The following is a 12,918-nucleotide window of genomic DNA, read 5'->3' as shown; positions in this document are numbered from 1 at the left end:
CAGTTTAAGGCTAAAATACAACTGAAGGATTTCCGGGGAATATGGGAAATTCTATTTTTACCCCTATGGGAGATATCACTAAAGTGAGGGAGATACAATGAGTCAAACCGTAAATAATTTGGATAAAGAAATAACAAAAAGAGTGCGGATGAAATATCTTTTACATTTGCCAGATCATTATGAAAAAGAATCCTCAATTAAGTGGCCTTTAATCTTATTTCTTCACGGGGCAGGTGAACGTGGAGATGATCTGGAGTTGGTAAAAGCACATGGAATTCCTATGATAGCAGAACGCGATCCTTCTTTTCCATTCATTACGATTTCCCCTCAATGCCCGGAGGATTCTTTTTGGAATGCTGAACAAGACGGATTGATGGCATTAGTAGATGAGATCATTGCAAACTACAACGTAGATCCAGATCGGTTATACTTGACGGGGCTAAGCATGGGTGGTTATGGAACGTGGCACTTAGCAGCAGAATATCCAGGAAGGTTCGCGGCTATCGCTCCAATATGTGGTGGAGGTAACCCCAACCGTGTACATGAACTAATAGGAACACCCACCTGGGCATTCCATGGCGCGAAGGATGATATAGTGCCCATTGCTGAATCAAAAAAAATGGTAGACGCACTTCGCGAAAACGGTGGAAATGTCTCTTTCACAATTTATCCTAAGTCGAATCACAACTCCTGGACAGAAACATACGATAATCCGGAATTATATAGCTGGTTTCTAGGTCATTCTTTAATGGTAAGGAAATGAAGTTGTTACACTAACGGAAACTTGCTCGACGGCAGCTCTTTTCGGGTGACAAAAACATAGTAACATTAGAAGCCTCTGATTATGCGGCTTTATATATTTATGTTATCAAGTTCTTGTCAAAACACAATTACAAGAACTTGATAACATTTCCGACTGATGCCAAGAACATTTCCCGATATGATTTCACGACGGAATGCGTTAAATATAATATTGTAATTATTCTGGAGGATATTTATATGTAGATAGGTGAGTATGATTAATCAATTTAACCCTAGGTCCAGAAGAAATTTCATAGGTCATTCGGTCCTTCCCTATTGGGATCCAGTGTCCACCATCTGTAGGTTCAATTTCAAATGTAATTTCCAATATAAAGCCACGGAAATGATTTACTCTTCTTGTTTCAATCACTTCAATTTTCCAGGGAGCGATAACAGGTGAGATATCACTAAAAATCTTCGGATAATAATAGTTATGCAAATCTTTCTCAATAAAAGGAGAAAGTAAGTTCATAAGCATATCCTGTAACCTAAGCTCTTCAGAGTCTTGAGTTGGTTTGTTTGAAGAAAAGGTTGTTGTTTGAAAACAATTAATACAAACAAGGGATAGCATAAAAGTGAGTAGGATCCTTTTCATTTTTCAATACACCTCTTAACGACTTCATCTAATTAAATTAATTATATTGTTACCTTTTCTGAATAAAGTATGTGTTTATTGAATTAACGGGAGATAACAACACACAAAAAGACAGCTGCCGACATAATCGGCAGCCTATTCAGCCAACGGGCAGGATAGTGTAGTAGCAGTTTAAGTATCTGATGGATATATTTGTCAATACAACGGACAAAGGATGAAGGTTTTACCCACCAATCCAATGAATACTTATATAAAAATGAAATTGGAGGGAATTGAATGCTAAGTTCTTTAAATGGTACTTTTCCTACTGATAAAAAAATCTAAGTTTTGTTGATGTCGAGGGACAAAAACATAGTCTCATTGAAAGTCGCTATTATAGCGGCTTTTGTGTAGCTTCCCAAAATAGGTACATTCAAGTAAGCATCAATAAAACTGAAAGTTTTGTTGTCGGAGGACAAGAACATAGACCCATTGAGTGGGTTATACCCCAATAGCAAACCACCCGTTGGACGGGTGGTCAGGATTTAAGGAATCAGGCTCTTGTTCCCATCTGAGGAAAGAACTTGATTCCTTTGCTATAAAGACAGAACATACATATGGAACAGGCAGCTCTGTGACAACTTCAGAAAAACAAACGCCTTTTTCCTGTGTTGGGGAAAGGCACTTAAGAGGTGATGTAATCTTCACCTAGCTTCGGTATACTTTAAAAGAAACTTAATCTTTATTCAAAACTTGATCTAACCAGGTGAACATGCGGTGGTTAGCCAATTTCAATGCTCCAAAATGGCAATGTTCTTCAGCAGAATCTTCTGCAGTAAATTTCATATATGTTTTGGAACCCTTTAAAGATTGGAATAATCGTTCAGGTTGTCCTGCAAAGGCATGATCATGCTCAGCTTCGCACACGAGTACCGGGCACATGATTTGCTCAGCAACACCCTCTAAGGTAAAGGGTTCAGTTTTGCGCACGAGTTCTTCTACATTCGTTGCAAGGAACGTGAACTGTCCATTTTCAATTCCCCATCGAGTGCCTGTATCTTTGGCCATAATCGACGCGATTAAGTTCTCCGTCTCTGGTGAACTTAAATCGGATTTGTCACTTGTATTTATACCCAACGCCTCAGCCATGACCCCCACTTGAAAGGAAAATAAACCGTCATTTGCTATGCATGCAGCGAGCCTGTGTTCATAAGCAGCCGCGCGCGGAGCCAAATACCCACCTAAACTAATACCCATTAACGCTATTTTGTCGGAGATGACTTCTGGGCGCTTGGTCAGGTAATCGACCACTGGAGTTACAGCAGCCTCCCAGTCATGCCTGAATGGAATTCGCTGCTCGCGGATAACAGCTCCTTGTCCAGGACCCTCGAATACCAAGCAATGATAGCCTCTTTCTAAAGCAGAGGTAACGACTTGAAAATATAGCTCTTCTGCAGTGGAATCATATCCACCGTGAACAATCAGGACAGGCCTGGGCTGATTCCCGGCTAAATATAAGTACCCCGGCAGCTCTGTATCTTCATAAGGAATCGAAACAATCTCCCAATGATGATCAAGCAAAGAAAGCGCCTGTCTGAATGTGCTACGGCTAAGACTCCATGTCTCAAGAATACGCTTATCCTCCGGATTGCCATGGAGAAAAAATTCAGCAGTACGGTAACAATTAGATGCACGCAAGTAGAATTCCCTCGCGCTGGTCTTATTGCCTTGCTTGCTGCTCTCTTCAGCTTCCCGATGAGCCCGGATTGCTGTCTTAAGCCATTCCCCATACCAGCTTTCAAAATTGCCTTCCTCGATTCGATAAGCGGTAGATAGGCATTCGCCTACGTCCGCTCCACAAAAAGCTGCGTAACCCATTGTGCGAAGTAATTCGAACGAAAAAGTCTGATCATCGAAAATAAGTTTCATGATTAGTACACTTCTTACATATGTTATATATAACCCATTAAAGAATACTAGCTCATCTCATTCATTGTGTCAACATTGTTTTATGTTATAATTAACCTATATATTGAAAGGCTGAACTCGAACACAGAGATAGAGAGGGGAAGGAGAACTTCATGAATAATATCCAGTACACCATATTAGGATTGTTGGCACGAGAACCGTTAAGCGGATATGAAATGAAGCAGCAGATCAACAACAGAATTACCCATTTCTACAAAATTAACAATAACCAGCTGTATCCATCTCTTTCGAAACTGGAGGAAGCCGGATTTATTGAACTGCAAGCCATTGAACAAGAGTCCTATCGTCCTCCCCGAAAAATTTACAGAATTACGCCTAGTGGCATTGACGCCTTAAAGTCTTGGGTGTTAGAGCTTCCTGAAGTTGGTGATACAGACACCTTTCTGTTGAAACAATACAGTTCTTGGTTAGTAAGTCCGGATGCATTGATTGAGCTGATACGGAAGAAAAAAGAACAACATGAACACATGCTAAAGGATTATAAGGAGAGAATCTCGTCTTTTCAAGAACAGAACCCTGACGTTAATCATCCTTTATTCTCTACAATTTCTGTTATAGAAATGGGGATTAATTTCGAGGAGGCAGGTATACTCTGGTGCAATAGGATGCATGAGGTGTTAAAGCAGCATACACTTGCCAATAGAGTAGACACCTAGAATACAGGTAAGCACACATTGTAATAAATATTAGATATTCATCTAACGGTAATCGGGCCATGTTCTTATCCTTTTAAGCAATCGGTACTAGTTCTTGTCGTTGACTAATGACAAGAACTAGTACTGATAAAATAAAAAAAGTCGCTAAAATAGCGAATCTCAAGGCGACTATGTTCTTGTTGTCCGACATGGGGTTTCATTCTTCTTTATAGAATAGATCTACGGGGGGAAAAGCGTTTGAACGTGGAGACCCTACAGGAATTCATCTTTCGTATATCCTTTGGAACGCTTGTTCCAATGAATGGGTCAGTGGCCAAAAGGAGTGGTTTGAAAGGGGGCTTATGGTTAGCTAGACGGAAAAATATGGCGGTAGTCTTCAGCCAGGTGAGTAGGTCGCCAATTGTCCGACGACAAGAACATGATTGCTTTAAAAGTCGCATAATATGCGGCTTTTTTTGTTTGAAGTATATAGGTTTTTGTCGTAACTCAATGACAAGAACTTGGATACTTGGCCGATTAGAAAATTATCTAATAAACTTTAATGGTTGAGTGGAGGGACTCACTTCGCTGTGGCCCCTAATCTATTAATTGAAGTAACCGATGCCTCGTCCAGCCGGGAGCAGATTGTAATCGAAACTTGTTTGATTCGGATAAGCAAGTGATGTTTGGTTGGCCTTATTAAAGAACGGCAATAATGAAACACCCCTGACCATTTCTGCCCAGGGGTGTTTTCGACTGATTAAAGGAATTAGCTATACCGTTTCAGCGGTGATTGTCATTATTCCTCTGGGCGCTTTTTATAAATCGCCTTTCTCCTTTTCTGCTTGGTAAAGGGAGAGTACTTCATTATATATAGCCATGATTTTCTTGGAGGGAATGTTCAAGTTAATGGCTGAGTTCCAGAAGCGCAAAGCGCCGGTTGGGTTGGAACGGCCGTTAACCTGCTTGCCAAGGGAGATGAAAGCAATTTTTACCTGACTGTGAGTCGAAAAATATACTCACATCGATCTAAACCAAATTTGTATCCAAGCAAATAAGGTCGTATTACAGTTGAGCAGATCCAGGATTATAATCTGACATTTGCTCGACTTTTTTTGTTTTAGGGAATAGGGGAAAGGGAAGGGGAATGAGGATTTCTTCTCGAATCTTATCTCAGAGGCTATCTCAGGCTACTTAAGGCTAAAAGCACTTATTATAATATGTATTCTCTCTATAATATGTATTCTCTCTGAGGGCATGGTGATAAGAAAAATTGTACCGATTCCCAGCTTGTAGTGCTTCACTTTGTTCCGTGATAAAAAAGGACCAAGATGTTCCGAGCTGCTTCTAACAGTCCCAATTCCATGGCTGCTCTCGACGTTATGTTTGTATTTTTGAAAGTTTCCGAAGCATGTCCATACATCGATGTGTACCGATCAATCACTTCGCGGAACAGATCTTCTTTTGACTTAAACGCTGCGTAAAAACTTGCAGATGATATATCTCCCATTGCGGCTTTTAACTGAGCCAGTGAAGTGGATTCAAAACCATATTCCCAGAAAAGAATCATGGCGGCGGCAACCGCCTCGTCACGATTAAATGTACGTGGATGTCCTGTTCGCGGCATAAGATGACCTCCTTTATTAATTTCATACTAATCGGTCCAGAAGTCCTTGACAAGAATTAAGTGCTTGAACATAATATATGGAATGAATGGTATGTAATTCGAATTGGCTGAAGAGAGACAACTTACTTTTACACAATCTTTTCTAAAAAGGATGTGTCGACAGATGATAAACTTTAGAGACAAAGAATATCGGTGTACCTCGGAAATTGTACTCGGCTTAATCAGTGGGAAATGGAAGATATCCATTTTAAACCGCTTAGCAAAAGGTCCAGTACGGTATAATGAGCTGCGACGGGTACTTCCTGAAGCAACCCAACGTATGCTTACGATGCAGCTAAGAATGCTAGAAAGCGACGGACTTATTATTCGCAAGGTTTATCCTGTTTCACCGCCAAAAGTGGAATATTGCTTATCTCAGCTAGGTGAGCAACTTGCCCCTATGCTCATGATGTTATGCGATTTTGGAACCAACTATATCGAAAACTTTCCCGATGAAGTATTGTACACAAATCACAAGAATGCATAAAAAGCTACAATCTGCCCATTTACCATTAACCTTGCCTTTGATCGGGCTGCTTTTGATATTCGAAAAGCAGGAGGTACTTTTCCAAATTACCTCCTGCTTTATATGTCTTAATTATATATTTCCTTCGTATTGCTCACGCAGTGCATTATTCTCTTTAGTCGTACTGACAGTTCCTTGCTTCAAACGATAGTTGACCCATGCCAACACTGTCGCGAGTACGGCCACAATCCCACCAGACCAGGAAAGATCAATAAGCTTCATGTTCGTAGTGACAAATCCACCCAAAGCGGATCCGATCGCAATGCCAACATTGTTGGCAACGGAGGTTAAGGATGAAGCCAAATCTCTTGCCTCCGGAACATGCTCATCGGCAAAATCAATGAAGTACAACTGCATCGTCGAGTTCATAAGATAAACAACAAGAGCCATGAATGAGATGCTGACAAGTCCCCCAACAAGAGAGCCGGAAGTAAAATAAAGTGACACCAAGATGACAGCTTGAGCCAGAAGCACATAGCGAATTTTTCTCATCCCGTCTCCGATAGCCAGCTTTCCTCCGATTAGCGTGCTGAAAATAGACACAACACCATACAGTAAAAAGATGAGACTAATATAACGAGCCGGAACAAAAAGCACATCCTGAAGCAAAGGAGCTAAATACGTATAGATGCTATAAGTAGCTGCTATACTTAACATCATAATGGCGAAAGCAAGCACAATTCTGGGGTAAGCGAGCAATCTGAGTTGTTTTGTGAGTGAACTGTGTTTTCCTTTTAGTCCTCTAGGAATGGTTGCGATGCCTGCTATCAAAGAAATGATTCCCAACAATGTGGTAAACCAGTAGGCCAAATGCCACCCGCCCCATTGTCCGATAAAAGTGCCAAGGGGTACGCCAAGGACGCTCGCCACAGTGAAACCAGTAAAGATGATGGAGATCACCGGCCCTCTTTTTTCCGGAGGCATGACTTCACTTGCCACTGACATCGCGAGTGCAATCAAGACGCCGGTAACTACGGCCGTGATTATTCTGGACACCAGAAGCAGGCCATATGATCCTGATAAAGCCGTGACGATATTCCCAACAATAAATATGCTGAGCAAGACAAGGATGAGCGGGAATTTGGAAAATCGGCTGAATAATGCTGTGAAGACCGGGGTACCAATAGCAAAGGTAAGCGCAAAAGCCGTCACCAGAAAGCCTGCAGTCGATATGGCGATTTTCATATCTGTGGCAACTTCAGATAATAATCCGACCATCAAAAACTCACTGGTCCCCAGAATAAAGGTCAATAAAAATAAATTCATTGTCAAAAACTTTTGTTGTCTGGTCAATATAGATTCTCCCTTTCTATCCAAAATGTACGGTGGATTTCATTTCACGACTTACAGTACTAGAAATTGCGTACCGAAGCCTTTGCCGGAAACATAAGCCGCTTCCAGTTCCTCCTGATCTCCTTTATCCAATAAAACTACATTTTCGGGATAGAGTTTGCCTAGTAAAGCCCATAGGACAAGTTCGTTTTTGCCAGTCGGAATGAAATGGATGCCATCTGCATTGGTGACCAATCCGGAATGCGAGAGAATGTCTTCAGCAGGGTGCTAGTTGATGTATTCTCGTTTTATAAATTCGCTCCCGGCATAGCTGCTTCTTTGTGACCGATATAAAAAGCGCTGCCCCCTAAAAAGCTGACCAAGATCTACTGCAAACTCGTTGCCTTTCATCTCCAAACTGAACTGTAGGGTCGTTCGATCTGTACTGGTATTTGGAAGCAACCGGGCAATAGATGGTTCATAGTAATCCTCCCCATATTCAGGAAGCAATTCGTCGTCTGCCGGTGTTCCTTTTCCTGCCTCTTTACGGGGCGCGGAATAATAATCATCATATTCATAATCGAAGGAGACCGCGGCCAAACCTTCTGCATCTTCTACCTGTATCGTTTGTACGGGATGCCATCTCAGGAGATAACGGGATGCCGTACGGGCAGACTCACCCAAACCAGCCGGCAAAACGGTACCTAGACGATATTGGAAGCCGTAACCGACTTTTTCCAACTCTGAACTAACCACACTTTGTGCATACTGGATGATCGATTTATGTGTTAATTTTTTCTTGAACAGTTGCGTTAAGAATACTTCTCGGGATGGCTCCAGAAAACGCAATCCTTTGAATTCCCTATATTCCTTGACTTCAAACGGAACCTCTTCCCAATTGGCAAATGGCAACAAGGCATCCCGAAGTAAAACGAATTGGTGTAAGTATTCATTATAAATCTGCATAATCCTTGGTCCGCCGAATGGTCCCCAAACCTGAGCAGTGGCTTCCGGGGTCAGCGGATGACCATAACAGTGGCTTCGAAATTCCAGTTCACTAAGCGTTTCTGACCCATACTCAGCCAATGTCTTTTTCTCAGCATTGATCTCTCTGGCCCAGCTTACCAATTGTTCTCTGATACGTACCGCTTGAGCTCTAATCTCTATACCGGCATGATCTTCGAGTTCCAATGATTTTAAGGGCAAAGAAGACAAGCGTCCGGAAATCGCCAAATTGGCTAACAGGCTATCTAAGAGTACTGTCGGATCGCTGTTCACTGGTTCGCCCAGCTGAACCAGCATGGCCTCAAGCATTTTATCGAGTTCGATTACAATCTCTTTTGCTCGATATACGCCTGCAGGCAAATTCCAATCCATGTTCGAGTTTACGCCCTGTCTGATCGAGTTGACTGGCTTGTTGTCAATGAGCCGCTCAATATCTATGGTTTCTCCCCAAACGATCTTCTTCTCTTTCAAAATAAGTTGATATTCCTTCATTTCTTAGCACCTCACCTATGGTTTTTTTAACGACCGTGTGTCGCTCAATCAATTGTGGATCGATCGTTCTGTATGTAAGGTTATCACCCTTACTAATTGGTGAAAAGTACGCACTTTTTTGTGTGAACGGAACATTTTTGTGGGGTAGGATACATTTTGATACTAGAAATGGACTTGATACAAAGACCGGCTCTGCATGTACCGATGGTGTCTTGTGATGAAATAAGGGCGGGAAAGATTTTCGAGCAATGATGTGAAGTCAAATTTAGATACTATGTAATAAATCAAATCAAGGAACCATCATTGAACTAACGGGAGACGATAGGTCAATATAGCCTTATGAATGAAGCCGGCTTTTTACCGCCTGTCTTTGCTTAGCTTCGGCTAGATAAAGGTTAATCTCATTAGTAAATATGGTAATTACAAGATAAAGTGATAAATGAAATTGTTGAGACAGATCAGCAGAAAAAAGAGTAACAATGATGGAGTATTTTCGTCATACTTGTGTCGCGATCCGTTGTGAAAATATTCGAAAATGCATTCAGAAAGTTAATGAACAACTGCTTAAACATGTGATCGCGCATGAACTGGCCCACTACAAACGAAAGGATACGATCTGGAATATGGTCGGCAGTCTGAATTTTCATTTAATGATAGAGCTAGGGATAACATGGTTCTACCGTAAAAGAGAGGAACGGCTATTGAATGGCATCAACTAAATATGATAGAGTAGATAACTAAAGTGTAATGTGTTTGATTGCAAATCGATTAATATAATTCCGAAAAGAGTGGTAAGCATGAAGTCATATATCAATTGGAGATATACGATCACCATCTACAAAAAAGTGATGAAAGGAGCGTGATAAATTAAAAAGAAAAAGGAGCAGAACGAAATGATACAAAACAGAAAAGCAACTGTTAATGACTATGATATGATAATAAATCTTTGGGAAAGATCGGTAATGGCCACTCATCATTTTTTGAGTTTCAAGGATAAAGAGGAAATCAAAAAAGAATTACCCATGTATTTTCCTCATCTTGATGTACGTCTCTGGTATGCCGAAGACTCTATCATTGGTTTTACCGCCATCAATGAAAATCACTTGGAAGCACTATTTCTCGATCCCGATAAAATTGGCAAAGGGTATGGGAAACAAATTATGAAAATATGCATCAATGGTTTTGGGATCACGTCCGTTGATGTGAATAAACAAAATGAGAATGCGACAAGGTTTTACTTAAAAAGTGGTTTCGGAATAACCGGTGAAGATTTGACGGATGGAGCAGGCCGCCCTTACCCCATTTTACATTTGAAATACAATGAACAGCAGAAGTAATTCTTCTGTCCAGGCTGTCGAGAAATCGACAGCCTTCTAAATAACTATTGAATATCTTTTATGACAGCACACAAATGTTTAATGTTTTGCGAAACATAACGTTACATAACTATTACTGTGATTCAACAATTCTGTTAGAGGAACATCGATGGAATGATGGTTGGTGGAACAAAAAATCAAACGCGCAAAGTCAACTCGAACAAAAAAGCATTACTCTAATCATTAAGAAATGATTTTTGTTTAGTTGAACCATTACGCTAACGGGAAACGATAGCTTATTCAAAATAAGAAGGCAGCTGATCATTGTGATCGGCTGCCTTTGTTAAACTAACGGGCAGGGGAGTTGAATAACAGAACGTTCTAGGATAATCATGATCTAGACTTGTTTTTTTGGAAGTTCCAGTAGAATCAAAATGATTCAATCCTTTGCGACAGGAAATCAAGAACTACTTGATTGAATTCTTGAGGTGCCTCGACAAAGGGGAGGTGGCCACAGTCTTGCATGGTTACTTTAGATGATCGTTCTATTCTTATATGTAAAGTTTCCGCAGCCTGTTTGTTAAATGGATGGTCTTGATCAGAAATTATAATAAGAGTCGGTATAATGATCTCGTGTAATCTAATATAAGCAACTGGTTTAACAGCAACTGAGAGGCTCGGAGTAAATCTGCAGAAGTTGTTCGAGTTCTTAATATTATGGATCACCTTCGTTCGAGCTGCTTCTTTCCTTTGGGAAGGGAAGAAGTACTCCCAGAAACGATTCGTTATTTACCATCCTTCATTAAATTAAATTTGTATTCTGTCAGGCCAGGACTGTGCACATTAGCAATCCATGAGAAACCGGACATGCTGTTGGATGATAAAATGTAGACATAAAGGAGGCTGCATATGGAACGTGTAATCTTGATGATGAATGTGCGAGAAAACCAGGGAGGAGAGTCAGTCGCATGGCAAAGATCGTTTTCGCATTGAACCAGTCTCTGGACGGATTCGTCGACCACGACCACACGGCATTTCAGCCCGACCCCGTGCTATTCCGTCATTTCATCGACGACGTGCGCGGCCTGGCGGGCATCCTGTACGGGCGCCGCATGTACGAGACCATGCGGTATTGGGACGGAGACCATTTTGAATGGGATGCGCCGGAACGGGAATACGCAGCGGCGTGGCAAAGCAAACCGAAGTGGGTGGTGTCGAGGACGTTAAAGTCCGTCGGTCCGAACGCTTCTCTGATCGAGGGCGACCTCGCAGCGGCCATACGTGGGCTGAAGGCTCAGCATGAAGGGGAGATTGAAGTTGCCGGGCCGGAGTTGGCCCACAGTCTAACGGAGCTCGGTCTCGTTGATGAGTATCGACTCTATCTCCATCCAGTCGTGTTGGGTCACGGCAAGCCGTTCTTCGCCGGTCCGCGGCCGCCGCTGCGCCTCGTGGCAAGCGATCGAATTGGCGAGAAGGTGATAAGGTTGACCTACGTTCCAGCTTAGTTGTGCGGTTGACCCAGCGGCCTAAAGGGCACGTTACTTTAATAGGGATTCTCCGGCTGTAGCGGCAGTCAGAGGATCCCTTATTTTTTAAAATTTGTTCAGTTATGCGAAATGACATAGTTATTTATGGATTTGACGATTGACCTAACGGGAAACGATAGTTGAATAAAAAAGAGACGTCAGCTGATCAGAGCGATAAAGATAGCTGTCGGAGGACAAGAACATATTCCCATTGAAAGTCACTATATTAGCGGCTTTTTTGTTTTATCGGTACAGGTTCTTGTCCCGAGTCGAGGACAAGAACTTGTACCGATTGCCGTAATGGACAAGAACATAGTCCGATTACCGATTAGATAAGTATCTAATTGGGTCTCCATGCAAATTCATTAAGCTAACGGGCAGAATAATTCAATTATGGATTACAGTTTTCTATGGGCACCGCGACATGGATGAATATACCTCCGCCAAGCGCCGGCAGTTGGATTCAGACTGCTGACCGACTTTGCCGTCTTAAACGGCGATAATCCGGCGACTGCCGCATTGCGTGGGCGGGGACGGACCAACGGGCATTAGAATCCAATTTCGTGTTAAAATAAATTGTGGAATAGTTACCCATATGGATTTGGAGGAATGCTCGTGGCATGGCCAACTCATATTGTTGCTTGAAAATGGTTTGAATACAATTAAAGCAATATAATTATTTTGAATTTTCATAAGAGGATTTATTTTCAGTGGTTGTTCATGTTAAGGGAGGTGATCAATATAGCTATGCGCAAAAAAGATAGGAACGTAACAGGTATTGTATTGGCCGTAATTTACTGTGTTGTCCTTTTTGAGATTTTAATTGATGCCCCCCCTGGTGAAGCTCCAAATAATCCGCCTTGGTCATACGCAATGTTTCCACTTGGAGTTGTTGTAATTACCTCTCTCTTTGATTATGTAATCAAGTTCGATTTCTTCAAAAAGATGAAAGAGTGGAGGGGGTGTTATAAATGACCGGAACCGGTGCGTACATGTGTCGGGGGATAAGAAGATGTTCCCTTTGAAAGTCGCAATTAGCGGCTTACTACATTTCACTGCTTTAGTTCATTAAGCTAATGGGCAGGATAATTCAAAAAACTATAGATATTCTCACAT

11 protein-coding genes are annotated in these 12,918 nt (G+C 41.7%); 6 read left to right on the top strand and 5 right to left on the bottom strand.

From position 1 onward, the window contains the following. Positions 1-97: 97 nt before the first annotated feature. Positions 98-763 (top strand): prolyl oligopeptidase family serine peptidase, encoded by a 666-nt coding sequence (locus MHH48_RS17840; protein WP_076323583.1) that lies wholly within the window; start codon positions 98-100, stop codon positions 761-763. Between the two features lie 216 nt (positions 764-979). Here MHH48_RS17840 and MHH48_RS17835 read toward each other — a convergent pair whose 3' ends face one another. Further along, the gene (locus tag MHH48_RS17835; RefSeq protein ID WP_076323582.1) at positions 980-1,396 is read right to left on the bottom strand and encodes a DUF3888 domain-containing protein; all 417 of its coding nucleotides are present in this window, start codon (positions 1,394-1,396) and stop codon (positions 980-982) included. A gap of 714 nt (positions 1,397-2,110) precedes the next feature. Then, positions 2,111-3,304 (bottom strand): alpha/beta fold hydrolase, encoded by a 1,194-nt coding sequence (locus MHH48_RS17830; protein ID WP_076323581.1) that lies wholly within the window; start codon positions 3,302-3,304, stop codon positions 2,111-2,113. A gap of 152 nt (positions 3,305-3,456) precedes the next feature. Here MHH48_RS17830 and MHH48_RS17825 point away from each other — a divergent pair, with 152 nt between their 5' ends. Beyond that, a complete protein-coding gene (locus MHH48_RS17825; RefSeq protein ID WP_076323580.1) occupies positions 3,457-4,020 on the top strand; it encodes a PadR family transcriptional regulator in 564 nt (187 codons plus the stop codon). Positions 4,021-5,299: 1,279 nt separating this feature from the next. Here MHH48_RS17825 and MHH48_RS17820 read toward each other — a convergent pair. Continuing rightward, a complete protein-coding gene (locus tag MHH48_RS17820; RefSeq protein ID WP_256720615.1) occupies positions 5,300-5,626 on the bottom strand; it encodes a TetR/AcrR family transcriptional regulator in 327 nt (108 codons plus the stop codon). A 163-nt stretch (positions 5,627-5,789) separates the two neighbouring features. Between MHH48_RS17820 and MHH48_RS17815 the strand changes: the two genes are divergently transcribed. Further along, on the top strand, positions 5,790-6,152 hold the full coding sequence (locus tag MHH48_RS17815) for a helix-turn-helix domain-containing protein (protein WP_076323579.1): 363 nt from the start codon (positions 5,790-5,792) through the stop codon (positions 6,150-6,152). 111 nt (positions 6,153-6,263) lie between these two features. Here MHH48_RS17815 and MHH48_RS17810 read toward each other — a convergent pair whose 3' ends face one another. Continuing rightward, the gene (locus MHH48_RS17810) at positions 6,264-7,484 is read right to left on the bottom strand and encodes an MFS transporter (RefSeq protein ID WP_076323578.1); all 1,221 of its coding nucleotides are present in this window, start codon (positions 7,482-7,484) and stop codon (positions 6,264-6,266) included. A gap of 267 nt (positions 7,485-7,751) precedes the next feature. Beyond that, positions 7,752-8,960 carry a hypothetical protein gene (locus MHH48_RS17805; RefSeq protein ID WP_256720614.1) on the bottom strand — a complete coding sequence of 403 codons (1,209 nt, stop codon included), beginning with the start codon at positions 8,958-8,960 and terminating at the stop codon, positions 7,752-7,754. Between the two features lie 893 nt (positions 8,961-9,853). Here MHH48_RS17805 and MHH48_RS17800 point away from each other — a divergent pair. The 3 genes from MHH48_RS17800 to MHH48_RS17790 all read left to right on the top strand — a co-directional run bounded on the left by MHH48_RS17800 (position 9,854) and on the right by MHH48_RS17790 (position 12,777). Then, on the top strand, positions 9,854-10,297 hold the full coding sequence (locus MHH48_RS17800; RefSeq protein ID WP_076323576.1) for a GNAT family N-acetyltransferase: 444 nt from the start codon (positions 9,854-9,856) through the stop codon (positions 10,295-10,297). A gap of 947 nt (positions 10,298-11,244) precedes the next feature. Then, positions 11,245-11,781 carry a dihydrofolate reductase family protein gene (locus MHH48_RS17795; RefSeq protein ID WP_076323574.1) on the top strand — a complete coding sequence of 179 codons (537 nt, stop codon included), beginning with the start codon at positions 11,245-11,247 and terminating at the stop codon, positions 11,779-11,781. Positions 11,782-12,549: 768 nt separating this feature from the next. Then, on the top strand, positions 12,550-12,777 hold the full coding sequence (locus MHH48_RS17790) for a hypothetical protein (RefSeq protein WP_076323630.1): 228 nt from the start codon (positions 12,550-12,552) through the stop codon (positions 12,775-12,777). Positions 12,778-12,918 lie beyond the last annotated feature (141 nt).

Source organism: Paenibacillus sp. FSL F4-0100 (genome assembly GCF_037993005.1).
GTDB lineage: Bacteria > Bacillota > Bacilli > Paenibacillales > Paenibacillaceae > Paenibacillus_AQ.
Note: the sequence above shows the minus strand (reverse complement) of the source record. Positions and strands in the feature narration are given on the sequence as shown.

Excerpts from the sequence above, each read along its gene's own strand:
- MHH48_RS17840 (WP_076323583.1), top strand. The coding sequence starts at position 98 with ATGAGTCAAACCGTAAATAATTTGGATAAAGAAATAACAAAAAGAGTG.
- MHH48_RS17835 (WP_076323582.1), bottom strand. The coding sequence starts at position 1,396 with ATGAAAAGGATCCTACTCACTTTTATGCTATCCCTTGTTTGTATTAAT.
- MHH48_RS17830 (WP_076323581.1), bottom strand. The coding sequence starts at position 3,304 with ATGAAACTTATTTTCGATGATCAGACTTTTTCGTTCGAATTACTTCGC.
- MHH48_RS17825 (WP_076323580.1), top strand. The coding sequence starts at position 3,457 with ATGAATAATATCCAGTACACCATATTAGGATTGTTGGCACGAGAACCG.
- MHH48_RS17820 (WP_256720615.1), bottom strand. The coding sequence starts at position 5,626 with ATGCCGCGAACAGGACATCCACGTACATTTAATCGTGACGAGGCGGTT.
- MHH48_RS17815 (WP_076323579.1), top strand. The coding sequence starts at position 5,790 with ATGATAAACTTTAGAGACAAAGAATATCGGTGTACCTCGGAAATTGTA.
- MHH48_RS17805 (WP_256720614.1), bottom strand. The coding sequence starts at position 8,960 with ATGAAGGAATATCAACTTATTTTGAAAGAGAAGAAGATCGTTTGGGGA.
- MHH48_RS17800 (WP_076323576.1), top strand. The coding sequence starts at position 9,854 with ATGATACAAAACAGAAAAGCAACTGTTAATGACTATGATATGATAATA.
- MHH48_RS17795 (WP_076323574.1), top strand. The coding sequence starts at position 11,245 with ATGGCAAAGATCGTTTTCGCATTGAACCAGTCTCTGGACGGATTCGTC.
- MHH48_RS17790 (WP_076323630.1), top strand. The coding sequence starts at position 12,550 with ATGCGCAAAAAAGATAGGAACGTAACAGGTATTGTATTGGCCGTAATT.